This window comes from Massilia eburnea, assembly GCF_009720745.1.
Lineage (GTDB): Bacteria > Pseudomonadota > Gammaproteobacteria > Burkholderiales > Burkholderiaceae_D > Rugamonas > Rugamonas eburnea.
In genome coordinates, this window is sequence record NZ_WNKX01000005.1 from 260,606 (window position 1) to 285,949 (window position 25,344).

General features: G+C 58.2%; 24 protein-coding genes. 14 read left to right on the forward strand and 10 right to left on the reverse strand.

Annotated elements, in window-relative coordinates:
• The first annotated feature begins 61 nt into the window (after nt 1–61).
• From GM658_RS09000 to GM658_RS09015, 4 genes are all read left to right on the forward strand, one after another.
• Nucleotides 62–781, forward strand: coding sequence for a DUF4145 domain-containing protein (locus GM658_RS09000; RefSeq protein ID WP_155453668.1), 720 nt, complete (start codon nt 62–64; stop codon nt 779–781).
• Nucleotides 782–894: 113 nt separating this feature from the next.
• The gene (locus GM658_RS09005; protein WP_155453669.1) at nt 895–2,043 is read left to right on the forward strand and encodes a PP2C family protein-serine/threonine phosphatase; all 1,149 of its coding nucleotides are present in this window, start codon (nt 895–897) and stop codon (nt 2,041–2,043) included.
• 20 nt (nt 2,044–2,063) lie between these two features.
• Nucleotides 2,064–3,152, forward strand: coding sequence for a serine/threonine-protein kinase (locus GM658_RS09010; protein WP_211841840.1), 1,089 nt, complete (start codon nt 2,064–2,066; stop codon nt 3,150–3,152).
• Complete coding sequence (locus tag GM658_RS09015) at nt 3,149–4,270, forward strand: serine/threonine-protein kinase (RefSeq protein ID WP_155453670.1); 1,122 nt, start codon at nt 3,149–3,151, stop codon at nt 4,268–4,270. The genes GM658_RS09010 and GM658_RS09015 overlap by 4 nt, the downstream gene beginning before the upstream one ends.
• A 62-nt stretch (nt 4,271–4,332) precedes the next feature.
• On the opposite strand, the gene GM658_RS09020 is transcribed toward GM658_RS09015, so the two are convergent.
• Nucleotides 4,333–5,361, reverse strand: a complete 1,029-nt coding sequence (locus GM658_RS09020) for a ParA family protein (RefSeq protein WP_170298743.1) — start codon at nt 5,359–5,361, stop codon at nt 4,333–4,335.
• Nucleotides 5,362–5,940: 579 nt separating this feature from the next.
• Here GM658_RS09020 and GM658_RS09025 point away from each other — a divergent pair.
• From GM658_RS09025 to GM658_RS09045, 5 genes are all read left to right on the forward strand, one after another.
• Nucleotides 5,941–6,186 carry a helix-turn-helix transcriptional regulator gene (locus GM658_RS09025; protein WP_155453672.1) on the forward strand — a complete coding sequence of 82 codons (246 nt, stop codon included), beginning with the start codon at nt 5,941–5,943 and terminating at the stop codon, nt 6,184–6,186.
• Between the two features lie 416 nt (nt 6,187–6,602).
• Entirely contained in the window at nt 6,603–6,914 is a 312-nt protein-coding gene (locus GM658_RS09030) for a hypothetical protein (protein WP_155453673.1), read from the forward strand.
• Entirely contained in the window at nt 6,911–9,610 is a 2,700-nt protein-coding gene (locus GM658_RS09035) for a DUF927 domain-containing protein (RefSeq protein ID WP_155453674.1), read from the forward strand. The genes GM658_RS09030 and GM658_RS09035 overlap by 4 nt, the downstream gene beginning before the upstream one ends.
• A 378-nt stretch (nt 9,611–9,988) precedes the next feature.
• Nucleotides 9,989–10,681: a hypothetical protein gene (locus GM658_RS09040; protein WP_155453675.1), complete on the forward strand. Its 693-nt coding sequence runs from the start codon at nt 9,989–9,991 to the stop codon at nt 10,679–10,681.
• 69 nt (nt 10,682–10,750) lie between these two features.
• Nucleotides 10,751–11,002, forward strand: coding sequence for an Ogr/Delta-like zinc finger protein (locus GM658_RS09045; RefSeq protein ID WP_155453676.1), 252 nt, complete (start codon nt 10,751–10,753; stop codon nt 11,000–11,002).
• A 178-nt stretch (nt 11,003–11,180) separates the two neighbouring features.
• On the opposite strand, the gene GM658_RS09050 is transcribed toward GM658_RS09045, so the two are convergent.
• Nucleotides 11,181–11,396: a hypothetical protein gene (locus tag GM658_RS09050; protein ID WP_155453677.1), complete on the reverse strand. Its 216-nt coding sequence runs from the start codon at nt 11,394–11,396 to the stop codon at nt 11,181–11,183.
• Between the two features lie 132 nt (nt 11,397–11,528).
• Between GM658_RS09050 and GM658_RS09055 the strand changes: the two genes are divergently transcribed.
• Complete coding sequence (locus GM658_RS09055; RefSeq protein WP_155453678.1) at nt 11,529–11,966, forward strand: hypothetical protein; 438 nt, start codon at nt 11,529–11,531, stop codon at nt 11,964–11,966.
• Here the strand turns inward: GM658_RS09055 and GM658_RS09060 are convergent.
• The gene (locus GM658_RS09060; RefSeq protein WP_155453679.1) at nt 11,963–12,466 is read right to left on the reverse strand and encodes a GNAT family N-acetyltransferase; all 504 of its coding nucleotides are present in this window, start codon (nt 12,464–12,466) and stop codon (nt 11,963–11,965) included. The genes GM658_RS09055 and GM658_RS09060 overlap by 4 nt on opposite strands.
• 83 nt (nt 12,467–12,549) lie before the next feature.
• The gene (cspE, locus tag GM658_RS09065) at nt 12,550–12,753 is read right to left on the reverse strand and encodes a transcription antiterminator/RNA stability regulator CspE (protein ID WP_130314874.1); all 204 of its coding nucleotides are present in this window, start codon (nt 12,751–12,753) and stop codon (nt 12,550–12,552) included.
• A 325-nt stretch (nt 12,754–13,078) separates the two neighbouring features.
• On the opposite strand from cspE, the gene clpS reads away from it, so the two are divergent.
• The 4 genes from clpS (at nt 13,079) to GM658_RS09085 (ending at nt 20,020) form a co-directional block, all read left to right on the forward strand.
• Entirely contained in the window at nt 13,079–13,381 is a 303-nt protein-coding gene (gene clpS / locus GM658_RS09070; protein WP_055937573.1) for an ATP-dependent Clp protease adapter ClpS, read from the forward strand.
• Entirely contained in the window at nt 13,378–15,678 is a 2,301-nt protein-coding gene (gene clpA / locus GM658_RS09075) for an ATP-dependent Clp protease ATP-binding subunit ClpA (protein WP_155453680.1), read from the forward strand. Before clpS ends, clpA begins: the two co-directional genes overlap by 4 nt.
• Before the next feature lie 122 nt (nt 15,679–15,800).
• The gene (locus GM658_RS09080) at nt 15,801–16,610 is read left to right on the forward strand and encodes a nidogen-like domain-containing protein (protein WP_155453681.1); all 810 of its coding nucleotides are present in this window, start codon (nt 15,801–15,803) and stop codon (nt 16,608–16,610) included.
• Nucleotides 16,611–16,687: 77 nt separating this feature from the next.
• Nucleotides 16,688–20,020, forward strand: a complete 3,333-nt coding sequence (locus GM658_RS09085) for a S41 family peptidase (RefSeq protein WP_155453682.1) — start codon at nt 16,688–16,690, stop codon at nt 20,018–20,020.
• A gap of 3 nt (nt 20,021–20,023) precedes the next feature.
• Here GM658_RS09085 and GM658_RS09090 read toward each other — a convergent pair whose 3' ends face one another.
• From GM658_RS09090 to GM658_RS09115, 6 genes are all read right to left on the reverse strand, one after another.
• Nucleotides 20,024–20,722, reverse strand: a complete 699-nt coding sequence (locus GM658_RS09090) for a LytR/AlgR family response regulator transcription factor (protein ID WP_170298751.1) — start codon at nt 20,720–20,722, stop codon at nt 20,024–20,026.
• Entirely contained in the window at nt 20,722–21,744 is a 1,023-nt protein-coding gene (locus tag GM658_RS09095) for a sensor histidine kinase (protein ID WP_155453684.1), read from the reverse strand. Before GM658_RS09095 ends, GM658_RS09090 begins: the two co-directional genes overlap by 1 nt.
• A 10-nt stretch (nt 21,745–21,754) precedes the next feature.
• Nucleotides 21,755–22,618: an alpha/beta fold hydrolase gene (locus GM658_RS09100; protein ID WP_155453685.1), complete on the reverse strand. Its 864-nt coding sequence runs from the start codon at nt 22,616–22,618 to the stop codon at nt 21,755–21,757.
• A 73-nt stretch (nt 22,619–22,691) separates the two neighbouring features.
• Nucleotides 22,692–23,729: a sensor histidine kinase gene (locus GM658_RS09105; RefSeq protein ID WP_155453686.1), complete on the reverse strand. Its 1,038-nt coding sequence runs from the start codon at nt 23,727–23,729 to the stop codon at nt 22,692–22,694.
• A 19-nt stretch (nt 23,730–23,748) separates the two neighbouring features.
• Nucleotides 23,749–24,780, reverse strand: a complete 1,032-nt coding sequence (locus tag GM658_RS09110; protein WP_155453687.1) for a sensor histidine kinase — start codon at nt 24,778–24,780, stop codon at nt 23,749–23,751.
• A 76-nt stretch (nt 24,781–24,856) separates the two neighbouring features.
• A complete protein-coding gene (locus tag GM658_RS09115; RefSeq protein WP_229416825.1) occupies nt 24,857–25,306 on the reverse strand; it encodes a DUF6328 family protein in 450 nt (149 codons plus the stop codon).
• Nucleotides 25,307–25,344: the final 38 nt, after the last annotated feature.

Here is a 25,344-nt window from a genome sequence, read left to right on the forward strand (position 1 = left end):
AATTGTTAAACAGTCGAACTTGTGATCATTATGGTTAAGGTTGAACATAGGAACATCTGGCATGCAAAAACTCCCGGAGTCCAGCGTTGCTTCTTGGACTAGTCGTGGCACGCGAAGCCACCCAAGTCTTATTGATTGGTTCTGTTCGGGATGCCATCGGCTGGTCTCAATTTCTGTTCCGCAGTGGACTTCGTTAGGTGAGCCCAATTTTCACGGCGCTGGCAGCTGTCCAGGATGCCGAAGCAAGATCCAGTTCTTTGTACTCAATCAGGGAACTGGGCACGACTCTTTAGCTGGCGGCAGTCTTTTCATGTTTCCTGCTGGACGAGTTCGTACACCGATTTCGGAAGTGTTAGAGAACTCCGAGCTGAGCGATCCGCTAAAGGGTGCCTATAAATCTACGGTCAACGTCATCAATTCGGCTGAATGGAATGCTTCAGCTGTGTTATGTCGCAGGCTCCTGGAAGGAATCACGAAGACCATTCTCCCTGTTGAGCTTCAGAAGCTGTCGCTCCACAAACAACTCAGTGAACTCCCCAAACACCGTGATCTTGCGGGGCCAATCCTTGAGTTAGCCGACGCTGTTCGTAAAGGGGGAAATCTTGGCGCGCACTTTGACTTGGAAAAGGAACCTGATCAGCATGTTGCTACGCTTATGTTGGAACTCTGTGAAGACCTCCTTCAATACCTTTTCGTGCTACCGGTTCGAATTCAGGAACTTCACGAAAACATAAAAAAACTTGGAGGAAATGTTGCGCCAGAGGGAGATGAAGGTGGCTGACTCGTCAGTTCGGATCGTGCCGTAAGTGACTCCTACGGCGAACGGTAGGAAACGATCCCTGGCGTCGTGTAATCTCTCCGCTTAGAATCAGCTGTTCAAGGTAACATACGCGCATGATGATTTCAAATACGTACCAAAATTCCCCAGGAGCGCAAGAGTTCCTAGCCATGATCTTGGATCAGATTGTCGGATCGCAGGCTTCTCAAGCATCGATTGAAGAACTTGGCCTAGCAATGGCGACACATGTCGGTCTCAAGCGAGAACGGAACGAAGACCGCGTCGCAGTCGCACGTATTGCTGCACCCGACATGGAAACATATACGGTCGCTCTGGTTTGCGATGGCGTTGGTGGTTCGGAGGCTGGTGACCAAGCGGCAGCTCTTGCTATTGCGAGCATCATATGTGACCTCGCCCAGCAGCAGCAAAGTTACCCCACGCTGAAGGACCTCGCTTCGTTGTTGGTGCGGCGAGCCGATGATCTTGTTCGAAAAAACCTGCAAGGGCGAGGTGCGACCACTCTGGTAATGCTTCTTGCAACGACAAAAGGTGAAGTAGTTGGTGCTAACGTGGGCGATAGCCGTGCGTATAGCTGGGACCCAAGGCCCAGGATAACCCAATTAGTTCAAATTACGACCGACGATACATTTGAGAATGAGCTTAAAGGGTTGCCAGATCAAGGGGTTGGTCTGATTAACGCGCGTGGTTTGCAAGGTCGTCTATCACAGGCAATTGGTGAGAGCGGAAGATCGGCCGACGATTTGCGAGTCCAGTCCTTTGACAAAGAAGATTTTAGCCCAGGCGCGGTTTTGGGCTCAGATGGTCTGTGGCGTGCTGCGAAAGACTTCGAAACCCTGGTAGGGAATTCGCCAACGCCTACGGATGCCGTTCGAAGGGCGATTGTTTTAGCGAACTGGGTCGGTGGCGTGGACAACTCTTCCATGATTGCTATCACCGACGTCGAGCAGCTGTGCGGTGTTTCGCAAGGACGGCCTCCAACTGGTAGGCGCCCAAAAGAAATCGAACTGTGGTTGCCGTCATCTAAAGTCAAGATTCTGACGGGTAATTGGATAAGTGAAAGTCGGCCGGCACCGCCGCCCCGAGCAAAGCAAGAAAAGCAAGAAAAACAAAAGCTAAAGTCGAAGAAGAAAGAAAGCCGTGAGCCGGAAGCGGGGCTGCAGCTGGAACTTGAGGCTGTCGATTCCACCGGAGCGAGGCCGAAGATTGAAGTAACGATCAACGAAGAACCCAAGAAGAATTGGTAATCCAAGAAAAAGGAGTTAGGTTGAAATTACCTCCTAGATACAAGGCCGTAACTAAAAGTGTTTTGTCGGGTGGATTTGGAACGGTCATCCCACTCGAGGACACATTCCTTCGAAGAGTTGTCCTGCTGAAGGTCATGCAGGATTCTGCCAACAACGAGCAACTTCAAAACGAAGTCAAAGGCCTCTGTAAGGCCCGTTCTCGGCATGTCGTCGAAGTGTACGACGTCATTAAGAATGAAAAAGGTGGCATCACCGGCATCGTTTTAGAGCGTCTCCGTGGTAGAGATTTTCTGGATTTTCACGAAGAAGCGGGGAGCAATCCGCAGCTTTACATCAAGATCCTCTATCAGCTTGCATGCGCGCTTCGTGACCTGCACGCTGTTGGAATCATTCACCGCGACCTAAAGCTCGACAACTTCAAAGAGTCGGTTGCGGGTATCGTTAAGCTGTTTGATTTTGGCATCTCGTCACCCGATGGTGGCTACAAGACTAAAGAAAACAAAGGCACGCTCACTTATGCGGCGCCTGAGCTGTATGTCGCAGGTGCCACGATTACGCCGGAGATGGATATTTACGCGCTGGGAGTTTGTGCGTGGGCGCTTGCGCATTCCAAATTTCCCGCGCAGCTGTTGGAAAGACCACCGCAGACATCCGGGCGAGCACCATCAATTAGCGCGGTGATGCCAAATGTCCATGCGCATGTTGATGGCCTGCACCAGGAGGTAGTCGACATTCTAGATGCCTGTCTTGACCCCAATCCGCGTAATAGGCCAACTGCGAAGAAGATCAGCTCTTTGCTGGCTTTGCATCTAAGTCGGAATAAGCACCGTGGCCTATTCGTGCAAGGCATGACGAGAGTTTTTGAATTGTCTGCGGCTCACACGTCTGTTACGTTGAAGATCGGCGTCTTGGGGCAGTTGAAAGTGAATTACGACGGTCTTCGATTTACGGTGGCAGAAGTTGATGGATCGGTCAGCATAAACAATGTGCCGGCCGAGGTGGGTCACGTTCTGCATGATTCATGCGTGATTGGATTTGGAGAGGCTGCGCTAGGCGCGAGTAGGCAGTGGGTCACCTTCTTCTCGTCGCACCCGGAGGTCGTATTATGAAGTTCAATGCTGGAGATGTTATCGCCGGACGGTACGTTGTTGAGGCTTTCCACCTTGAAGGTGGGATGCAAGAAGTATATCGGTGTTACGACAACGCGCTGGATCGCATTGTTGCGGTGAAGACCCCGCGCGAAGGAATTGTCGATAAACGTTTTAGTAGAGGTGCGCAGATGGGCGCACGCGTCGTGCATCCTAATGTTGCTGCTACCCTTGATTACGTCGAGGAAGACGCGAATCGTTGTTTAGTGGAGGAGTTCATTGATGGGAAAGACCTTGGCCGGCGCCTCGCGAGTGACTTCCTCTTTTTGGATCCGTCGCTGTCGGCATGGGTAGTACATAACATCGCCAAGGGGTTACAGGCCGCGCACGGCGTTGGTATTTGTCACCGTGATCTGAAGCCAAGCAACATTATGACTTCAGCCGATGGCCATATGGACATTATCAAGCTGACTGACTTCGGTATCGCGAAGCTTGCCGAGATGGAGATGGAAGTTGAGATTGAGAAGTTTGAGCAAGATGAAAACACCTTGACTTCATCAAGTACACTTCTTGGCGCCGTCCCATACTTGGCACCCGAGTGCTGGAGCGACTGGTCAAGCGCAGGGCAGCCAGCCGATATCTGGGCATTAGGAGCAATCGCGTGTCATCTTTTGCTAGGAAAGCCGCCCTTCGGCGGCGGTAAAGGTGCCATCATGAAAATGGCACAGGCACAACTTGCTGGGAAAGTTGAACTAAGCGCGCCTGAATGGTTCGGCCAACATCAGGAAACGGCGTTGCTTGAGAAGGAGCTTTGGGCTTTGGTGGAAAGATGTTTGCAGGTTGACCCATCATTGCGACCAAAGGCTGATGAGGTTGTGCAAAAATGCGAAGCTCTTTGTTACTCAGCTGCACCAAGAGGGACGGGGGTAATTGAAACTTACCCCCTTACCTACGCAAGTGGTGGAACAGCACAGGCAGGCCTCATCGAAATGGACAGCGGTGGCACCGCCTTTTTCCATTCGAGCAATTTCTACGGAGCTGGAGCGAGGCCGCAGGCAGGCCAGCGAGTAAACTTTAGCGCTACGGCTGGAAATCCAAGACCGCGTTGTTCGCCGGTGCTTCTGCTTCAAAATCAATAGTGTCAGAGGGCCATGTAGGCCCTCTGACTGGATGCGTATCTAATTACTCGGCGCGAATTAAGTCATTGTTGCTCAGCTCGCTTGAGCTTGCTTAGTTCGCGTTTAATTTCGCGCGCAAGTGAGCGATATTCAAAAGCGGCGAGGGACGTCGGCGCGGAGTCCATCAAGAGGTTATATTTCGCGTCTGGAGTATAGGCGTGGCCGACTTCGGCGCGTGCGCCCCGATGGGCATTGGTTAGAACGGTATGAAATGCCGGGGGGCCGAAGTCCGGCAAGCGATTGTGAATTCCCCAGTCGGCTTTTTCGTTGGTGTCAACATTCACCAGTAGTGACCGAATTTGAGGAAGCCCGTTGGGTTCCCAATTTTTTTTCAATATTCCGCCAAACCCCGCTTGGGCGCACAAGTATGCGCCCCAATGCTGTGAGTCGAAGACAATCATAACTAGGTCGCTCAGCGCTAGCGCCATGTCCAGTTCTACAGAATCGTCCAATACGATGACTTCGAATTCGCCCGCCAGGCCCTCAAGCTGGGCTTCCGCACATTCTTTGGATTGAAGACGTTGCAGATCGCCGGCCGCGATAAATCGTTCGACGCCGGCTACTTGTATCTGGCCAGTGGAATCCAATACTTTTTTTCGAATCAAATCATCTCGCAGCTCGCGGGTTTCTGTGGGATGCAGCTGGACGTTCAGCTCAGACAGAATGGATGGATTGTCAAACGTAAACCGCTCTGGTACGACGCCCGTGCCGTTGGTGATGACCAGGGTTTTATTGCCTTCAAGCGCAAAGACACGTCCCAGTTCAAGAGAGATCGAAGTCTTTCCGCTGCCGCCAGTTCCAGATAGCAGAGAGATTATTCGGGCATTTTGCTTGGGCATAGTTCCATCTTGGCGAGTTGGTGGGTACGGTAAATCGTGTTTTGTGCAGAAGAGTTCCAGGCGGCCAGCAGGAATTGGCCGAAAGGACTGGCGCGATTCTGCTTCGTAGGACTGCCAGGTGCGCAGCGCCACGCGCACTGATTTGGCCGCCATTTGAGCGGTTAGCCCACGCGACAGCCTCATCTGCTTCAAAACTTTGGGCGAAACTTCCATTCTATTGGCTTGAATTGTTGGTGCTGAAACTGTATTTCTGCGCCGCTTTGCTGGCAATATGCACTTTGTGCGCAGGCCCTCTGCGTGCATCAAAACGCATCATTTTTTTGCAGGCTCAATCGCCCGCAGTACCGCATCCGTGCGGGGATTTGCTTCCCTGGGCATGTGCATCAATCTCATCCGTTCCATTGAAGCCCGCAGGCGGGAGGGGCCTGCGAAGGGGGGGGCGGTAGAGCCGCGAGAAGCTGCCCAGGCAGGGCCCGTGCTTAAGTACCTGACTCCAAATTTCCCTCAAAGTTCGTAACAAAATGTAACAATTTGTGGAGAAGGGAAAGGACTTCGTGGATGGCCTATCGCGATCCGTGGATTTTCGAGGGGACTTCGTGGATGGGATTTGTGACTTAGCAGAAATTAATCTGTTCTTGCTGGAACTTGAGCGATGTTCCGATAGAAGGCGTTCACTTCGTGTTTTGCCTGTGGGGAGGTTTGTTTTCTTGAAATACGCAGTTCAAGATGGCGCCGTCTTCACGCCACTGCAAATGCGTGAAATTGCAGACAGACCCATAGGGAACTATACCAATGATCGACATTCATCAATTCAGTTTGCCAGAGACAGGATTCATCCGTCAGCCACAAGTGTTGCATATCGCATCTTTCTCTTCGACGACTTTGTGGCGCCGTTGCAAGGCCGGGACGTTCCCACAGCCGATTCGGCTATCCGCACGTATTTGCGCCTGGCGCGTTGAAGACGTGCGAGCCTGGGTAAAGGCTCAAGGACAAAACGATGCTCTGGTTCACGGCAAGAGCATGGCCGCCGTTGGATAAGTCGCCCATGTTCCATTTTGATTTCGGCGCCCCATTGGAGTCGCACCTCAGCGAGTACCCAGTTGCGACACTGGAGGCACACGTATATACTCAATTCATCACCGAGAAAGAGGTGATCCGGGGTGAGAGCCGGAAAGTTCCAGGGCGGACAGCCGCGACCAAGCGGTTTTTTTTCGTCTGTATTCCTCTGCGCGCCGTTTCCTATGGGCGGGCTTTGGTGGGGGTGCGTTCGCGCACGCCGGTTCCCTTGGACGCCGGTCTCTCAACCTTGCCATTTGCCCGCCCCCCCCATTTGAGAGTGGGGACGCGGGTTCTACAACCCGTCCAAGGAGGCCGCTTCATGCGCCAAAGTACCGCTCTGCTTGAGCAGTTTGCAATTTCAGTCCTTCATCCAGACCGTTTCCGCGAGGTGTGCGATGAATAAACGTTCTCAGCTCGGCCACATGCTGGCTCGCCTGCACGAAACGGGGCAGGGTCTTCACCACATTTCCGGTCAAATCGCGCTTGCCGAACAGGACCTCAGTTCAGTTCAGTTGTTGTCGACCGCCTTTGCTGATTTATTGATGTTCCTTGGCGATGCAAATATGCAGGTGAACATGCCGGCTAAGCAGATCGGGGCTCTCGTCGTTCAGTTAGTAGCGCGCATCGAGAACTCGGTCGACGCCCTGGCTGATGCCTCTGCGCTGATCGCTGCGCTTCGTGAAGAGATTCGTGAGGCGGCACAATGAATGCCTTCCTCGAGCATCAGCGCATCTCTGAGGCGCTTGCTGTCATCCCGTCAGATATCGGCTATGAAGACTGGTGGCGTGTTGGTGCTGCGTTAAAGAGTGAGCTGGGAGAGGCTGGCTTCACGCTCTTTGATGATTGGAGCAGTCAAGCGCCTAGCTATCGAGAGGCGGAAGTACGGACCAAGTGGCGCTCGTTGGACAAGATCACCGATATCCATATCGGAACGCTGATCGAATTTGCGAAGCGTTACGGCTATGAGCCCGCAGCCGGCGCTCAGATGTCCGATCCAGTTTTGGCCGCCCAGCGAATCGCCGCCCATCTTGATCGCGCCGAAGCTGCACGTCGGGAAAGTGAAGCGCGATCGGCGCGAGCAGCGGAGCGGGCGAAGGCCATTTGGGATAGTGCCGTTCTTGTGGATGCGTCCCACGCCTACTTGCAGAAAAAGGGCGTTAAGCCTCACGGCTTGAGAGGCTACGAAGGAGATCTTGCGATCAACGGCATGTCCTGTGACGGCGCCATTGTCGTCCCGCTGTACAACTCAGATGGCCGCCTCACTTCGTTGGAATTTGTCTCGCCTGGTGGTGAGAAGCGCTTCTTGCCGGCGGGGGTAAAGTCCGGCTCCTATCATGTGATCGGAGCAGCGGGAAAGGTCATCGTAATTGCGGAGGGTTACGCTACTGCGGCGTCAGCGTTTGAAGCGACGGGCTATTGCACCTTCGTAGCGTTCGATGCGGGAAATCTTCGCGCTGTCGCGCAGGCCGTACGCGCCATGCACAGCGATGTGAACATTGTGCTGGCCGCTGACAACGACGCAAAGCCTGATGGAAGTAATCCCGGCGTCAAGGCCGCAACGGAAGCTGCGCGCGCCTGTAATGGCGTAGTGGCGGTTCCCCCACGCGGCATGGATCTGAACGACCTGCACGTCCGTGACGGGCTGGATGCGGTAAAGGGACTTATCGACGAGTCCCTTCCAGCAACCTGGCCAACGCTTGAGGAGCGCCCATGCTGGCGTGTCTACTCGGAATGGCAAGTAGTGGATGGATTAAAGCGGAAGCCGGGTGTATGGCACCACAACTTCAAGCAACGCGACGAACAAGAGCCCGTACAAGTAGACGAGTGGATCTGTTCTCCGTTGTTCGTTGATGCGACCACATCGGATCGGGAGGATGACAAGTACGGCTTCTTGCTTAGGTACGTGTCGCGCCGCGGCGTTTGGAAGAAGTGGGCAATGCCGGCGGAAATGCTGGCCAGCGATGGTGCCGATGCTTTGGGTGTTTTGCTGGCCGGCGGCGTTGAAATTTCGCAGCACAAGAAGCGGGAAGTGCTGCGCTATATCGCCAGTCAGCATCCGAAGCGGCATATGCGGGCGGCGACTACGACCGGTTGGAACTATGGCGCCTTCGTCTTACCTGACGAAGTGATTGGCGACGATGACGTTTGGTTCCAGGCTGCGGGAAGGACTGCACCTTATGGCAAGGCTGGTACGTTAGAAGGCTGGAAGCAGGGTGTTGCTGCCGTGGCCATTGGAAATCCCATGGTGATGCTGGCGATCGCCTCCGCATTTGCAGGCGTACTTCTTTCGCCGCTGTGCATGGATGGCGCTGGCTTGCACATATATGGCGATTCCAGCACAGGCAAGACCACCGCCCTGGTTGCCGGAATCTCAGTGTGGGGCGGTCATTCGTTTCGTCGTCAGTGGCGAGCAACAGCAAATGGCCTTGAAGGTGCCGGAGCGATGCATACGGACACTCTCCTGGCGCTCGATGAAATCGGTGAGTGCGCCCCGCGCGACCTTTATGAGGCCGCCTATGCGCTTGCAAATGGAACAGGCAAGAGCCGGGCAAATAAGCATGGTGAGGCACGTTCGGCAGCGCAGTGGCGGGTCTTCGTGTTATCGACTGGTGAAACGACGATTGCGGCGCGTATTTCCTCAGGCGGCATCGAATCGAAGGCGGGTCAAGGACTCCGAATTCTCGACCTTCCTGTTTCAGGGCAGTACGGCCTATTCGATAGCCTTTGCGGAATGGACTCTGGCGCCCGTCTTTCTGACTCTCTTCGGGATGCAGCGACAAAGAACTATGGTCATGCCGGTCGGCGTTTCGCTGCAAGCGTAGCGGAGGCGCGCGAGAAGGGCATTGATCTCTCAACTCGTTTGGTTGAAGTCCTGGGGCAGTTTGATGCGCCGGATGGACAAGAACGCCGAGCGGCGCGGGTGTTAGCGGTTGCCTCCCTGGCCGGTGAACTTGCAACAGAGTTCGGGATTACTGGATGGGCGTCCGGCGAATCTATAAGGGCCGGCGTTCAAGCGTTTCGCCAATGGCAGGCCCAGCGAGGCGCACCAGGGCATAGCGCGGAGCACGTTGGAATTCTCCAGGCGGTTTCCGATTTCATTGATCGGTGTGGTGACGCGCGATTTTCAGACATTTCGGCGTTAGCTGTGACCCAGCTACCGATTCGTGATCGCGCGGGCTACTGGAAGGCTGAAGCAGGAAGGAGGCTATACCTTTTTACTGCGGCAGGCATGAAAGAGGCGATTAAAGGATATGACCTGAATCGTTCCTTGGCCGCTTTGGATGCAGCCGGTGCCATCGCGAGAAAGGCAAACGGCAAGAACTCTGTGCCACTGGCGACGCCAGACGGCCGACGAACGCGTCTTTATGTAATTGATCCGGCAAAGCTAGAAGTCTGCGCCTAGTAGGTGAAGCAGGTCTGAAATGAATACGCGAACTAGAAATTGGTGTTCTTTAGTGTTCCTAGTGTTCTCACCTTATTAATCAATGGCTTGTATGAGGAATTGTTTTGATGTGTGAGGTGTTCGCAGGTGTTCTTTGGTGTTGCGGAACACCCTGAACACCATAAGTCGGGACAGTGTTCATATGCAAGGCTTTGATTCTGCAGGAATGAACACCACGAACACGAAGAACACCTTGTGATGTGGCGAATGCAACTCTTAAGTGTAGTGAAGTGGGCCTGGGGGCGGGCCGAAAGCCAGGGCAAACGTTTGTACTGGCTGGTTATTTAAACCACGCCGCTTACATCTCATGGTGGGGCGGTAATCAAATTGGAGTAATCAATGAACTTGAATCAGAAACACGAAGCAGCAACAAAGGCCCATCAAATCGCTATGGTTGAATTGGAGCGTGCAGGTCTGGCCTATGGCGAAGTTGAACCAACCTATGCCGGTTTAAAGGGGAAGAGCGACGAGCTGCAGCAAGCTAAGCAAGAGCAATTGGACGCTATGGCTGCAGCGAAAGAACGGTTGACGGCGGCAATGCTTACAACGATGGGGCGCATGTCAGATGATGTGAAGGAAGCATTGGCAGCGCGTCGTACAGCCGATGACCTTGTCGACCAGTTCAATGAGCTTGAAACGATTGTGGCCTCGCAGTTCCCTGGTGTGCGTGTTGAGGTTTCCCTCGCGGCGCGGAACTATCTGCATGCTTATGATCGTGCTGTTGCGACCTGGGCAGAAATGAATGCGCTTGGTGTGCTGGCGGAATGTGGTGAACGTCTCGCGTTGGCAATGGCAGTGCGTATGCGAGGCGTGCCAAATCCAGTGGCCGAGGATCTTGAGGATCGGCGGCATGTTCGTTGCCGTAGCTTTGTGCTGCGCGAACTTGAGCGCCTCTGCGAAAACTATGGGTACAGCCCGACGCCGTATGAGGACCTTATTCCAGTGCCGCATTTGGGTAAATTCTCGGAGGCCGAGATTCTTTCGCCGGCCCAAATTGCGCAACTGAAGGCGCAGCTTGCTGCAGCAACTTAAAGTCCTGAAACGTTGGGGAGGAGGTGCGCTGACTTTCTCCCCGCTGCCACACTAAGAAAGTACAAGCCAATGCGAATTACAATCAGATGTCCTATCTGCGCTTCTCGTGCGGTTGCACGTACCAGCAAAGAGCTATCAGTGACCATGCGTGAGATTACCTACCGATGCGAGAACGACGCGTGCGGGCACATTTATGTGGCGCACCTGGAAGTCGTGCGAACGCTTGTAAGTTCCGCTATTCATAACCCTGGCGTCTCCATTCCTCTTAGCCGGCACGTATCGCGACGGGAGCCCGTTGGCGGTCCGCAGGTGGCGGCCTAAACTGCCACTCGTGGAGCCTCCGATTAGTGAGGGATTTAGTGAGGTGCCTAGTTTGGATGCTGGGCTGCATTGTCTTTTAAATCAATGTGTTGCGATGTTTTAGGATATGTTGATCGAGCAGATGTAAGCCGGGTTCGTTTCCCCGCAAACCCCGCCATCCGCAAGGAGGCGGGGTTTTTTATTTTGTCAGGAATGTGGTCAGCGATATGCCGAGCACAGCGCCGGCCATGATGGTGAGTACGATGAACACCCATTGCATGCGGGCGCTTCGCTTTTCGTCTTCGACCCGCCGCTGTCGATCGTCAGCGCGTTCGAGCTGAGCGCAGACCCGATCTGCGGCCTGGTCAATGTGGCGGCAGATTCGATCTGCAAGCTGGCTTTGATTCTGTTCCATATTGCCTCCCGGGTTGATGTCTGACTTCGACCGTGCGCACGAATAGATGTTCCCGAGTTCTGAGGTACCTCAAAATGACGTGTTGCTGGCGGGCGGAAAATTGGCCGTTAATGTTCCATGCTGGAGCCCATCATGTCGCAGAGCTTGCTTGACGCTGAATCGTCCCCGCCCGAAGATGATAAGGAAGCGCGAATTCGCCAGCTGGAGAAAAAGGTGGATACCGTGAACTGCGAAATGACTCTGCTGCGTCAGCACATGGATAGTGGCTTTGCTTTGATGCGGTCCGATATGGCCGCGCGGTTTGCCGAATCCGACGTCAAGTTTGCTGAGCGATTTGCAGCGGTTCAAAGCGAAATGCGGGATCGATTCGAGGAATCTGCTAGACGGCAAGAAGACGTGATGAAAGCGCTGGCAAGCGAGTTACGGGCTCAGATGCTCGAGATGGACAAGCGTCAAGAGGCGCGCATTGTGGAAATGTCTCGGCGGCAGGATACTTTTGGCCGCTGGATGGTTGGCCTCAGCTTGAGTGTTGTTATCTTGTTTGCCAATCTGGCCAGCCGGTTCTTCTAATTGTGGCGGTAATGCAGGCAAGCCAACCGGTGTTCCGCCACGACGGCGACGATAGGCGAGGGTCCAGCCAGGGCGAAGCCGGCGCGCTCCAGGACGCGGGCCGAGGCGGCGTTGGCGATGGTGACGTGGGCGTCGAGGCCAGTCAGCTGCCACTGGCCGTAGGCGAGTTCCATCAGGTGTGACAGCGCGGCGCCGGCCAGCCCGCGGCCGCAGGCGTAGGAGGCAATGCGGTAGCCCACTTCGGCGCGCTGTGCAGCGTGGTCGATATCTTTCAGGTTGCAACGGCCGATAATGTCCCCATCTTCTTCCAGCAGCAGGCAGGGATGCAGGGTGCCCGCCGCAAAGCCGGACAGGTAGCTTTCTATATGTGCGGTGACGCCGCCCAGGCTGTAAAAGTCGGTGGCCCGCGCATCGACATGCGATTCAAACCAGCCGCGGTTGGCGAGCTCGAATTCGAGCAGGGCGGGAGCGTCGGCTAGGCGGAGGGTGCGAATTTGCATGACGAAATCGGCATAGTCCTTGGGCGGCAGGAGGCGAAAAAAAACCCCGCGGGGCGGGGCTTTTCGTTGTCCGAGGCCAGGGATTAGTTGGTCTGGATGTTGGAAGCTTGCTTGCCTTTAGGGCCCTGAGTAACTTCGAACTGCACTTTTTGACCTTCTTTCAGGGTCTTGAAGCCGTTCATGTTAATCGCGGAGAAGTGTGCGAACAAATCCTCACCGCCATCATCAGGAGTGATGAAGCCAAAACCTTTGGAGTCATTGAACCACTTAACGGTACCAGTTGCCATTTTAAAAAAACTTTCAATAAAAACGAATCACACGAGCCATAAAAGCAAGAAGCTTCCTGCCCCCTCCTCGACAACTCACTTCTTACCAACATGTACAGATCTGCACAAAGTCGATATCGCATTGTTGGCGGAACAATTTTTAATGTCAAGCGCTTTCACTAGCACATGGTGAGATTTTTGCAACAGCTATTTTTCGGCCTCTTGATTTTAACCAAGTCGACCGCCATCTGCGGCAAACGGCGAAAACGCGTAAGATGAGTACTGATGGAAATGCCCCTCTTAAATGGGCGTTGCATCCAGTCTGAAAGCATTAGAATATAAGCGTATGGCAACCAAGCATGACACCGAAACCGTCCTGGAAAGGCAGGCGATAAAGCCGCCACCTATGTACCAGGTGGCGTTGCTCAATGACGACTACACACCGATGGAGTTTGTGGTGGCGATCATCCAGGAGTATTTCAATAAGGACCGGGAAACGGCCACACAAATTATGCTGAGTGTCCATCGCTATGGCAAAGGCGTGTGCGGCGTTTTCTCTAAAGATATAGCTTCAACCAAAGTGGAGTTTGTTTTAACGCATGCACGCAAGGCGGGGCATCCCCTGCAATGTGTGATGGAGGAAGTATGATTGCGCAGGAATTGGAAGTAAGTTTGCATATGGCCTTTGTCGAGGCGCGGCAGGCACGGCATGAGTTCATCACCGTGGAGCACTTGCTGCTGGCGCTGCTGGACAATCCATCGGCAGCCGAGGTGCTGCGCGCCTGCGCAGTGAATATTGAGGACCTGCGCAAGACGCTGACGAACTTCATCGGCGATAACACGCCGACCGTGCCTGGCACCGGCGAAGTGGATACTCAGCCAACCCTGGGCTTCCAGCGCGTGATCCAGCGCGCGATCATGCATGTGCAGTCGGCTTCCAACGGCAAGAAGGAAGTGACCGGCGCGAATGTATTGGTGGCGATCTTCGGCGAGAAAGACTCCCACGCTGTTTACTACCTGCACCAGCAGGGCGTAACCCGCCTGGACGTGGTCAACTTCATCTCGCACGGCGTACGCAAGGACCAGCAAATGGATTCCGGCAAAGCATCCGAAGGCGTGGAAGAGGGCAGCGTGCCCGAAGGCCAGACCAAGGAGTCGCCGCTGGACCAGTTCACCCAGAACCTGAACAAGTCCGCCGCCGAAGGCAAGATCGACCCGCTGATCGGCCGCGAGGACGAAGTGGACCGCGTGATCCAGGTACTGTGCCGCCGCCGCAAGAACAACCCGCTGCTGGTGGGCGAAGCCGGCGTGGGCAAGACCGCCATCGCCGAAGGCCTGGCGTACCGCATCACGCAGGGCGACGTGCCGGAAGTGCTGACCAATGCGGTCGTGTACTCGCTCGACATGGGGGCGCTGCTGGCCGGCACCAAATACCGCGGCGACTTCGAGCAGCGCCTGAAGGCCGTGCTCAAGCAGCTGAAGGACAATCCGAACGGCATCCTGTTCATCGACGAGATCCACACCATCATCGGCGCCGGCTCGGCGTCGGGCGGAACGCTGGACGCGTCCAACCTGCTGAAACCAGCTTTGGCGAATGGCCAGCTGAAGTGTATCGGCGCGACCACCTTCACGGAATTCCGCGGCGTATTCGAGAAAGACCATGCGCTCTCCCGCCGCTTCCAGAAGGTCGACGTGAACGAGCCGACCGTGGAACAGACCGTGCAGATCCTGCGCGGCCTGAAGTCGCGCTTCGAGGAACACCATGGCGTGAAGTATTCCTCGTCGGCGCTGTCGACCGCGGCCGAACTGGCTGCGCGCTTCATCAACGACCGCCACCTGCCGGACAAGGCCATCGACGTGATCGACGAGGCGGGCGCTGCCCAGCGCATCCTGCCGAAGTCGAAGCAGAAGAAAACCATCGGCAAGACCGAGATCGAGGAAATCATCTCCAAGATCGCCCGCATCCCGCCGCAGACCGTCAACCAGGACGACCGCAGCAAGCTGGCCACCATTGACCGCGACCTGCGCAATGTGGTGTTCGGCCAGGATCCTGCGATCGAAGCGCTGGCGTCCGCAATCAAGATGTCGCGCGCCGGCCTGGGCAAGCAGGACAAGCCTATCGGCTCCTTCCTGTTCTCCGGTCCGACCGGCGTCGGCAAGACCGAGGTGGCCAAGCAGCTGGCCTTCATCCTGGGCATTGAGCTGATCCGCTTCGACATGTCGGAATACATGGAACGCCATGCGGTCAGCCGCCTGATCGGCGCGCCTCCTGGCTACGTGGGCTACGACCAGGGCGGCCTGCTGACCGAGGCGATCACCAAGAAGCCGCACGCCGTGCTGCTGCTGGACGAAATCGAGAAGGCGCATCCGGATATCTTCAATATCCTGCTGCAGGTGATGGACCACGGCACGCTGACCGACAACAACGGCCGCAAAGCGGACTTCCGCAACGTGATCATCATCATGACCACCAATGCGGGTGCGGAAAGCCTGCAGAAGCGTTCGATCGGCTTCACCGACAGCAAGGAAGCGGGCGACGAGATGGCGGACATCAAGCGCATGTTCACGCCGGAGTTCCGCAACCGCCTGGACGCAACCATCAGCTTCCGCGCACTGGACGAAGAAATCATCCTGCGCGTGGTGGACAAATTCCTGATGCAGCTGGAAGAGCAGCTGCACGAGAAGAAGGTGGAGGCGATCTTCAGCGAGAAACTGCGCAAGTTCCTGGCGAAGAAGGGCTTCGATCCGCTGATGGGCGCACGGCCGATGTCGCGCCTGATCCAGGACATGATCCGCAAGGCGCTGGCCGACGAGCTGCTGTTCGGCCGCCTGGTCTCCGGCGGCCGCGTGATCGTCGACCTGGACGATGCGGAAGCGATCAAGCTGGAGTTCCCGGAACCGGACGCGGCGCCAACCCCGCCGCCGGAAACCGTCGAAGTCGAATAAGCGGCCCGCCGCCGAGACCTGAAGCCCGCTCCCTCGAGCGGGCTTTTTTTGCGCAAAGGATATTTACTAATAGTTAAGTTTGTTTGTATAATTGCAGCTCATTTTGCCTGGAAGAGAAGACTGTGACCAAACTGACTACCTTGTTTTGCGCCGCCGCGCTGGCTTTCAGCGCCTCCGCCCATGCTGGCGTTGCCCCGATCCTGAGCGGTTTCAGCCAGACCACCGTGGCTGCCGAGGATGACGGCAGCACCTTGGTCAACCTGGCCAACGGCTTGAAGCTGGGCCTGAACGGCGCGACGTACAGCAGCCTGTACGTCAACACCAATGGCAATGTGTCCTTCGGCCAGGGCCTGAGCACCTATGCGCCGGGCGCATTCAATGGCGATTCGTTTGGCCACGATTTCCTGGCGCCGTTCTTTGGTGACGTCGACATCCGCGACAACCATGGCAGCATCGGCTATGGCAACACCATGTTCGAAGGCCACAATGCAATGGCCGTCACCTGGTCCAACGTCGGCTATTACAACAAGAAGAACGATTTGCAGAATACCTTCCAGCTGGTGCTGGTAGATCGTTCCGATACCGGCGCAAACAATTTCGACTTCTACTACAACTACGGTTCGATCCAGTGGGATTCGACCAGCAATTCCGACAAGGCGCACGCTGGCTTCCATTTGCAGGGCACTGCCGCAGACTTCGAGTTCGATGGTTCGGGCAATCCTGGCAAGGTGATCGACTCCGGCAAGCAATCGCTGGTCAAGGGCAGCAATGTCGGCCTGAGCGGCCGCTATGCCTTCAACGTGCGCGGCGGTGTCGCGGCGTACGGCCTGGAGCAGCTCACTCCAGCGCAGAGCGTGCCGCTGCCAGGTTCGCTGCCGCTGGTCGGCATCGGCGCGATCGCACTGGCCTACGGCCGCCGCCGCAAGGCTTGATCGAAGCGCTGCACTGCAGCACCGAAAATCAGCACAACCCGCTCACTGAGCGGGTTTTTTATTGCACAATCGCGGGCATGAAAACATCCCTCATGCTCTCGCTTGGCCTCCTGGCCAGCGCGGCCCACGCCGCCGACCCCTATCTCCGTTTCCCAGCCGTGCGCGGCGACACCGTGGTCTTTACCGCCGAAGGCGATCTATGGAAGACCAGCCTGCAAGGCGGCGCAGCGCAGCGCCTGACCACCCATGCCGGCACCGAGGCCATGGCCGCCATCTCGCCGGATGGCCGGTGGCTGGCCTTCGTCGGCAGCTACGAGGGGACGCCGGAAGCGTATGTGATGCCGGTTTCCGGCGGCTTGCCGAAGCGCCTGACTTTTGCCAATGAGAACGTGCGCGTGCTGGGCTGGACTGCGCAAGGCGAGGTGCTGGTGGCGCTGCCGGCGCAAGTGGGACCGCGCAATCAGTGGGAAGTATCGGCAGTCAAGCCGGCCACGCTGGCGCGCCGCACTTTCCAGGTGGCCGATGCCAACGACGCCGTGCTGGACGATGCGGGCAAGACCCTCTACTTCACGCGTCTCGGCCTGGTGATGACGGGCGATAATGTGCGCCACTACCGCGGCGGCGCGCACGCCCAGCTTTGGCGTTACGATATCGACGGCGGCAGCGAGGCGCGCCAGGTGTTCGGCGCCGATGCGGGCAACAACAAGCGCCCGATGTGGTGGAACGGGCGCCTGTATTTCATCAGCGACCGCGATGGTTCCGACAATATCTGGTCCAGCGACGCGAATGGCGGCGACCTGCGCGAACATACGCGCCACAAGGATTGGGACGTGCGCAATGCAGCGCTGGGAGACGGCCGCATCGTCTACCAGCTTGGTGCGGACGTGCAGGTGCTGGACCTGGCGAGCGGGGCTACGCGGCCGCTCAAGGTGTCGCTGGTGTCGGATTTCGACCAGCAGCGCACGCGCCAGATCCGTTCGCCGCTGGAAGCGCTGACCAGCACCGCCTTGTCCGCGCGCGAGGAGCGCGTGGTGATCACGGCGCGCGGCCGCGTCAGCATTGCCGGCACCGGCAGCCTGCGCCGGGTGGAGATCGCGATTCCGGAAGGCGCGCGCGCCCGCGATGCTGTTTTCAGCCACGATGAGAAGTCGGTGTTTGCAATTGTCGACACCAGCGGCGAGAACGAGATCTGGAAGTTTGCCGCCGACGGTTCCGGCAAGGGCGAGCGCCTGACCACGGACGGCAATAACCATCGCTGGGCGCTGTATCCTTCGCCAGACGGAAAATGGCTGGCGCACACCGACAAGAAAGGGCGTATGTGGCTGCTGGACCTGGCCTCGCGCGCGAACACGCTGATCGACGATGCCGGCAAAGCGGGCGTGGACCAGCACGATAGCGCCGTGTGGTCCGCGGATGGGCGCAACCTGGCTTTTGTACGCTCCGATACCAGCGCGCAGCGCAGCCAGATCGGCCTCTACTCGGTGGCGGACAAGCAGCTGGCCTTCGTTACCGGCGACCGTTATCCGTCCACCTCGCCGGCGTTTTCCCCGGATGGCCGCTGGCTGTACTTCCTGTCGGCCCGCAATTTCGCCCTGGCCAACGGCTCGCCATGGGGCGACCGCAACATGGGGCCGGTGTTCGACAAGCGCGTCGGCGTGTTTGCGTTGGCGCTGCAGCCGGGTAACCGCTTCCCGTTCAAGCCGGACGATGAGTTGAGCAAGGCTGCCGCCAAGCCGGCCGAGACGCCGGAGGAAAAAGCCGCCGAGAAGGCCGTGGAAAAAGCAGTGGACAAGGCGGCCGAGAAGTCCATTGAGAAGCCGGCCGGCGGCAAGTCCGCCGCGCCGGCCAGGCTTCCTGCCATCGTGTTCGCCGGCTTGTCCGAGCGCGTGTATGAAGTGCCGCTGGCAGCCGGCAATTACGATGACCTGTCGGTTGACGACAAGCGCCTGTACTTCCTCGAACGCGAGGGCAACGAGGGCCGCTTCGCACTGAAAACCCTGGCCATTGCCCGCACCAGCCCGCAGCCGGAAACTTTTGTGGCGGGTGTGCGCAATTACGAGCTGTCGGCCGACCACAAGCACGTGTATTACCGCACCTTCTCCGCCAGCGGACCGGGCGACATGATGATCGTGGAAGCCGGCGCCAAAATCCCTTCCGACACCAGCAAGGCCAAGGTGCGGGTCGATGACTGGACGCTGATTTCCAATCCTCGCCTGGAGTGGACGCAGATGTTCAACGATGCCTGGCGCATGCACCGCGACTTCCTGTACGACGCCAGAATGCGCGGCGTGGACTGGAATGCCGTGCGTTCCAAGTACACTCCGCTGGTGGAGCGCGTGAGCGAGCGCGCCGAGCTGAACGACATTCTCGGCATGATGGTGGCGGAAGTTGGTGCGCTGCATTCGCAGGTGGCGCCGGGCGATATACGGCGTCCCGCACCGGAAGGCACGCCGGCTGGCCTGGGCGCCGTGCTGGCCCGCAGCGACAAAGGCTACCGCGTCGAACATGTCTACCGCACCGAGCCCGAGCAACCCAACGCCCGCGCACCGCTGGCGCAGCCGGACGTCGACGTACGCCAGGGCGACACGATCACCGCCGTCAACGGCAAGCCGGTGCTGGAAGCGCGCGATATTTCCGACCTGCTGCTGAACCAGGCCGACAAGCAGGTGCTGCTGAACGTGACCACCGCCAAAGGCATGGCGCGTTCGGTGATCGTGACGCCGGTGGCGCAATCGCGCCAGGCCACGCTGCGCTACGGCGATTGGGAGCAGGGCCTGGCGCGCCAGGTCGACCAGGCGTCCAAGGGCCGCATAGGCTACCTGCACCTGCGCGCCATGGGGCCGAACGATATCGCCACCTTCGCCCGCGAGTTCTATGCCAACGTCAACCGCGATGGCCTGATCATCGACGTGCGCCGCAACCAGGGCGGCAATATCGACAGCTGGATTATCGAGAAATTGCTGCGCAAGGCCTGGGCTTACTGGGCGCCGCCGTCGGGCAGCACTTATCCGAATATGCAGAACACCTTCCGCGGCCACCTGGTGGTTCTGGTCGATGAGCTGACCTATTCGGACGGTGAGACCTTTGCTGCCGGGATCAAGGCGCTGGGACTGGCGCCGCTGGTGGGCAAGCGCACGGCCGGCGCGGGTGTCTGGCTGAGCGACCGCAATCGCCTGGCAGACAACGGCATGGTGCGGGTAGCGGAGAATGGCCAGTTCAGTGAAGCGGACGGCCAGTGGCTGATCGAGGGCGTCGGCGTGGTGCCAGATGTGGAAGTGGACAACCTGCCGCACGCCACCTATCAGGGCCAGGACCGCCAATTGGAAGTGGCGATCGAGATGCTGCAGAAGAAGCTGAAGGAGCAGCCGGTCAAGCCGCTGCAGCCGCAGGCCATTCCAGCCCTGAAGTAAAAGTCAGAATTCCTGCAGCTGCTTGAGCGCGGCGGCCCGGCGGCGCGACACTTCCACCGCCATGTCGGCCAGGTGCAGGGTCAGGCCGCCGCCTTCCTCGTTATTGATGCCGCGCACGGCGGCCAGGTTGACGATATGGCGGCGGCTGGCGCGGAAGAATTGCTGCGGGTCCAGCCGTTGCTCAAGCTGCAGCAGGGAGCGCGCCAGCAGCGGCCTGGCGCCGTCGAAGTAGAGGCGGGTGTAATTGCCTTCCGATTCGAACAGGCGGATATCCTCCAGCCGCACGAACCAGCAGCGGTCGCCGTCGCGGATGAACAGCTTGCGCGGCGTGCTGCTCGGCGTCGGGGCCAGGCCAAGGCGGGCGGCGGCGCGTTCCAGCGCCGCGGCCAGGCGCTGCGGTTCGATGGGTTTCATCAGGTAGTCCAGCGCGCTGGCTTCGAACGCTTGCAGGGTGTACTGGTCGAAGGCCGTGGTGAAGATCACTTCCGGCGCATCTTCCAGCGCGGCCAGCAGGTCGAAGCCGCTGCCGCCCGGCATTTGTACGTCCAGCAGCAGCAGGTCGGGGTCGAGCGACGCCACCATCTGCGCGGCATCGGCCGCATTGGCCGCCTCGCCGACGATTTCCACGCCGGGATGTTTGGCCAGCATGCGCCGCAGTTCGGCGCGCGCCAGGCGTTCGTCGTCGACGATCAGGGTGCGGATCATGCGGCCACCGGGAATTGCAAGGTGGCACGCACCCAGCCGCTGCTTTCGCTCAGTTGCAGGCTGGCTTCCTCGCCCATCGACAGGGCCAGGCGCTTGCGGGTATTGGTGAGGCCAACCTTGGTCGAATCGCCGATGGAGCGGATGGCGCCGGCATTGGCGATTTCGATCAGGGCATTGTCGCCGGCACGGCGTGCAGTGATGCGGATGTCGCTGCCGGTGGTGCTCATCTCCACGCCGTACTTGACGGCGTTTTCCACCAGGGTTTGCAGCGACATGGGAGGAATTCTCACGTCTTCCAGGCCCGGCTCGACTTCAATGCTGGCGCGCAGTCTTTCTTCGAAACGGATCTTTTCGATGGCGAGGTAAGCCTCCACCGCTGCCAGTTCCTTGTGCAGCGGCACAGTGTCGGACTGGCCGGACTGCAAGGCATAGCGCATCAGGCTTGCCAGCTGGTCGATCATCTGCGACGCGGAATCCGGCTCTTCATACACCAGGGCGCGGATGCTGTTCAGGCTATTGAAAAAGAAGTGCGGGTTGACCTGGGCCTGCAGCGCGCGCAGTTCGGAATCCTTGGCCTGGACTTCCATGCGCAGGGCGGTCGCTTCAAACTGGTTGGCGCGGCGCAGTGCCAGCGCTGCCTGGTAAGCGGCCTGCCATGCGAGGAAGACGCAGCTCCAGAGGACGATTGCGCCGGGCAGCCAGCCGCTCGGGCCGTCGACCTTGCGCAGCACGAGGTAGATCACCAGCGCCATGCTGAGCGACTGCAGAGGCGCAAGAAGCAGTACCGGAACCGCCAGCATGCGCCATTTGATCGCCCCCGTGTTCCAGCGCCTAGCCTTGATGAAACGGTGCCACAGATCCGACAACAGTAATCCGCTGACACCGCCCCACGCGGCGGCGAGGCCAAGAAGGCGGCCGAACGTCAGGAGGGTCAAGCATGCGACCAGCGTCCAGCCAAGCAGCTGAAGGATCCAGTACCAGTTAAGCCTTGCCAGCAGCGGACGCGTGGTGTGTGCCATGGTTTGCAGATTATTGGATGAATTGGTCGATGCGAGCATACATCCATTCAGGCTCGTCGTACATAATGAAGTGACGAGAGGTGTCGGCCAATTCCACTTTCACGCCGGGCAGCTTGGCATACTGCGACTTGAACAGGCCTTCGACCGCTTCCTTCGGTGCGTATGCCTTGTAGGCCGACCAGGAGCCCAGTACCAGCGTTGGCGCCTTGATGCGGCTGATGTCCTCGCGCAGGTCGGTGGCCATGATCTCGTAGAAGGCATCGGCGACCGTGGCGCGGTCGGACTGCTTGCCCCACTCGAAGATGCGCTGCGCATTTTCCGGTGCGGTGACCATGCTGGCGGTGATGCGCTGCTGGACGGCGGCGTAGCTGGCGTCATCCTGTTTGCTCATGCCGTCGCGCATTTGGGCAGCTGCTGCCTGCAATTGTTCCTTGGTGACGGCCGGGTTGCGCGTGGCGCCCAGTGCCGGGTAGCTGTCGATGATGACGAGGCGGCCGACCTTGTCCGGATAATCGCTGGCCAGTTTCATGCCGAGGAAACCGCCCAGGCTGTGGCCGATCACGGTTGGCTTGACCAGCTTGTTGGCGGTGATGTAATCGGCCAGTTGCTGCTCGGCGGCTGGCAGCAGGTGTTCGCCGGAGAGGGCTGGCACGCCGGCAAAACCGGCCAGGGTCAGGATATGGCACTGGTGCTTGACGCACATGTGGGCAGCGGTATCTTTCCATACTTCGCCGGAGGTAGCCAGGCCGGGAATCAGGATGATCGGCTCGCCGCTGCCTTTAACTTCCGCTTTGAAAGCCGACGCCGCAACGGCAGGGATGGACGCTGCGGCCAGCAGCAGGGAGATGGCGGCTTTTGCAAATTGGGTTTTCATTTGGTGTTTCCTCCTTGTGAGGCAGACTTTATCGGCGCATGCGCCGGCGCCAAATCGAAAACTTGATGAGCGGTCAAACTGCGTGATGAGTGGTGCGGAAGGTGAGGGTGGCGTGCACCCAGCCGCCGCGCTCCACCAGGTCCAGGCTGGAATCGTCGCCCTTGGCATGCAGCAGGCGCCTGCGGGCGTTCGACAAGCCGACACGCGTGGAATTGCCAAGCTTGGCCAGCGCGCCGCGGTTCGCCACTTCGATCGATGCCTTGCCGTTGGCACAGCTGGCGCTGATGCGGATTTCCGTTCCCACGCTGCTTTGTTCCACGCCGTACTTGACTGCGTTTTCCACCAGCGTCTGGACGGACATGGGCGGAATGGTCACCGCTTCCATGCCGTCGGCGATGTACAGCGCCACGCTAAGCCGCTCTTCGAAGCGGATTTTTTCGATGGCGAGATAGGATTTTACGGCCTCCAGTTCTTCTTTCAGCGGCACGGTTTCGGCGTAACTCGATGCAAGCGTAAAGCGCATCAGTGTTGCCAGCTGGTCGACCATCTGCGCAGCAGCATGCTGGTTCTCGAATATCAGCGCGCGCACGCTGTTCAGGCTATTGAAAAAGAAGTGTGGGTTGACCTGGGCTTGCAGGGCTTTCAGTTCAGCCTCTTTGGCCAGAACCTCCAGCCGCAGTGCCTCCGATTCGAAGCGGTTGGCGCGGCGCAGGGCGATGGCGGCCATGTAGCATACCTGCCAGGCCATCGTTATGCCGGACCAGAACAGGAGCAGCATCGGGATCCAGCCGTCATTCTTCGAAGCCGGGACAATGGTGCGTGATATGAAGATGGCGCAAGCTGTCAGCAGCGGGCCGAGAATGCAGAAGGCGATTACGATCTGGCGCCAATCCAGGGGGCGGGTATTCCAGCGGCGCACCTTCAGGAACCGGTGCCACAAATCGGTGATGAGCAGGCCCGCAGCGCCATCCAACAGGCAGACTGTCACTGCGCCTGGTTTGGCGAGGTAAGGGCCATTGGCCAACATCACAAAGGCAGTGACCAGGCTCCAGCCCAGGATCTGCAGAATCCAATACCAATCCAGGCGTACCAGCAAGGGAGCTCGTTCCATGATCTGTTCCGGTGAGGTGTTATGCAGCCAGCGGGAAGCTCAGCGTGGCGCGTACCCAGCCATCCTGCTCGCTGAGGTCGAGGGTGGCTTGCCTCCCTTTTGCCAGTTCCAGCCGCTTGCGCGCATTGTTGACGCCTACGCGTGTGGAGTTCGGATTGGCGAGCAGCTTGCCCTGGTTGGCGACTTCGATCATCGCGCAACCTTCCACGTGGCGGGCGATGATGCGGATCTCGCTGCCTTCCGTGCGGCGCTCAACGCCGTATTTGACGGCGTTTTCGACCAGGGTTTGCAAGGCCATTGGGGGAATCTTCACTTCCGCCAGGCCGGCCTCGATCTCGACGTGGAGGCGCAGCCTTTCTTCGAAGCGGATCTGTTCGATGGCGAGGTAGGCGCGGACGGCATCGAGTTCGTGCTGCAGCGGCACGCAATCGCTGAAGGTGGACATCAGGGTGTAGCGCATCAGGGTCGCCAGACGGTCGATCATATCAGCGGCGTTGTCGACGTCTTCGTACATCAAGGCACGCACGCTATTCAGGCTATTGAAGAAGAAGTGGGGATTGACCTGGGATTGCAGGGCGCGCAATTCGGCTTCCTTAGCCAGCAATTCGAGGCGCAGTGTTTCCGCTTCCAGCAGGAGAGTCTCCGCTTCCAGCCGCTGGTTGCGGCGCAAGGACAAGGCGGCCATGTAGCAGACGTTCCAAGCCAGCATGACGCCGATCCAGAACGACGACATCATCAGGAACCACATTGGGCTGCCCTCGAACCAGTTTGCTCCTGAAATCGCCCGGTCCAGCAATGCGATGGCGAAGGCCTGGACCATGCCCACGGCCAAAGCCGCCGCCACTGCAGCCTGCCATTCAAGGCGCTTGCCTTTCAGCAGCCGAAGCTTGCAGCAATAGCGCCATAGAGAGGTCATGGCGAGGCCGATGATGCCGCACAGCCCGGAAAGCGGCATGTCCATCACCCTCAGCTTGTTGACGATGGCAATAAACAGCGCCACGCCGGTCCAGCCCAGGACCTGCAGCAGCCAAAAATAATGTTCCCTTTTCATGGTGCAGGAGCATAACCGATCCTGCACCACCGGGATCGGGTTCCGGTGACGAGTGGTCGATTCGAGTGATGGATGGCTACCGGCGTGCGTGCAAAGGGTAGGCGAACCACATGCCTACCAAGAGCACGAAGGCTGCGATGCCGCCGGCGGCGCTCACGACGTTTTGCTCTGTGACCATATAGAGAACAACGCTGATATCCAGCGCAAGGCCAGCTGCCAGCGGAACAAGGGCATAACAAATCGCCCGGGACGCGATCGTGATCGTGCGCCCGGAAATCCGGCCGGCTTCGACCAGGCGATGGTAGGCGGCTGGCAGCATGACCAGCCCAATGGCAAGGACGACCAGGGCCAGGGCGACGGCGTGGCAATCTTGCGCGTAAGCCGGGAGCTGATCAAAGCGTTCGCTGAAGACCGCGATGGACTGGAACCCAAACAGTGCCTGGATGCCAGGCAGGATCATGCGCGCTTCTTCATTGATGCGCGTCATCTGCTCCTTCAGCGATTCCTTTTCCGCATGCTCGTCCATGGGGAAATTCTAGCGAGCCGGCCAAAACGCTGGCGCGC

What these genes read in the sequence shown, in the direction of transcription:
- GM658_RS09100 (WP_155453685.1), bottom strand. Translation starts at nt 22,618, where the DNA reads ATGAAAACCCAATTTGCAAAAGCCGCCATCTCCCTGCTGCTGGCCGCA.
- GM658_RS09105 (WP_155453686.1), bottom strand. Translation starts at nt 23,729, where the DNA reads ATGGAACGAGCTCCCTTGCTGGTACGCCTGGATTGGTATTGGATTCTG.
- clpS (WP_055937573.1), top strand. Translation starts at nt 13,079, where the DNA reads ATGGCAACCAAGCATGACACCGAAACCGTCCTGGAAAGGCAGGCGATA.
- clpA (WP_155453680.1), top strand. Translation starts at nt 13,378, where the DNA reads ATGATTGCGCAGGAATTGGAAGTAAGTTTGCATATGGCCTTTGTCGAG.
- GM658_RS09110 (WP_155453687.1), bottom strand. Translation starts at nt 24,780, where the DNA reads ATGAAAAGGGAACATTATTTTTGGCTGCTGCAGGTCCTGGGCTGGACC.
- GM658_RS09015 (WP_155453670.1), top strand. Translation starts at nt 3,149, where the DNA reads ATGAAGTTCAATGCTGGAGATGTTATCGCCGGACGGTACGTTGTTGAG.
- GM658_RS09045 (WP_155453676.1), top strand. Translation starts at nt 10,751, where the DNA reads ATGCGAATTACAATCAGATGTCCTATCTGCGCTTCTCGTGCGGTTGCA.
- GM658_RS09035 (WP_155453674.1), top strand. Translation starts at nt 6,911, where the DNA reads ATGAATGCCTTCCTCGAGCATCAGCGCATCTCTGAGGCGCTTGCTGTC.
- GM658_RS09030 (WP_155453673.1), top strand. Translation starts at nt 6,603, where the DNA reads ATGAATAAACGTTCTCAGCTCGGCCACATGCTGGCTCGCCTGCACGAA.
- GM658_RS09020 (WP_170298743.1), bottom strand. Translation starts at nt 5,361, where the DNA reads ATGGAAGTTTCGCCCAAAGTTTTGAAGCAGATGAGGCTGTCGCGTGGG.
- GM658_RS09025 (WP_155453672.1), top strand. Translation starts at nt 5,941, where the DNA reads ATGATCGACATTCATCAATTCAGTTTGCCAGAGACAGGATTCATCCGT.
- GM658_RS09040 (WP_155453675.1), top strand. Translation starts at nt 9,989, where the DNA reads ATGAACTTGAATCAGAAACACGAAGCAGCAACAAAGGCCCATCAAATC.
- cspE (WP_130314874.1), bottom strand. Translation starts at nt 12,753, where the DNA reads ATGGCAACTGGTACCGTTAAGTGGTTCAATGACTCCAAAGGTTTTGGC.
- GM658_RS09000 (WP_155453668.1), top strand. Translation starts at nt 62, where the DNA reads ATGCAAAAACTCCCGGAGTCCAGCGTTGCTTCTTGGACTAGTCGTGGC.
- GM658_RS09055 (WP_155453678.1), top strand. Translation starts at nt 11,529, where the DNA reads ATGTCGCAGAGCTTGCTTGACGCTGAATCGTCCCCGCCCGAAGATGAT.
- GM658_RS09005 (WP_155453669.1), top strand. Translation starts at nt 895, where the DNA reads ATGATGATTTCAAATACGTACCAAAATTCCCCAGGAGCGCAAGAGTTC.
- GM658_RS09115 (WP_229416825.1), bottom strand. Translation starts at nt 25,306, where the DNA reads ATGGACGAGCATGCGGAAAAGGAATCGCTGAAGGAGCAGATGACGCGC.
- GM658_RS09095 (WP_155453684.1), bottom strand. Translation starts at nt 21,744, where the DNA reads ATGGCACACACCACGCGTCCGCTGCTGGCAAGGCTTAACTGGTACTGG.
- GM658_RS09085 (WP_155453682.1), top strand. Translation starts at nt 16,688, where the DNA reads ATGAAAACATCCCTCATGCTCTCGCTTGGCCTCCTGGCCAGCGCGGCC.
- GM658_RS09060 (WP_155453679.1), bottom strand. Translation starts at nt 12,466, where the DNA reads ATGCAAATTCGCACCCTCCGCCTAGCCGACGCTCCCGCCCTGCTCGAA.
- GM658_RS09050 (WP_155453677.1), bottom strand. Translation starts at nt 11,396, where the DNA reads ATGGAACAGAATCAAAGCCAGCTTGCAGATCGAATCTGCCGCCACATT.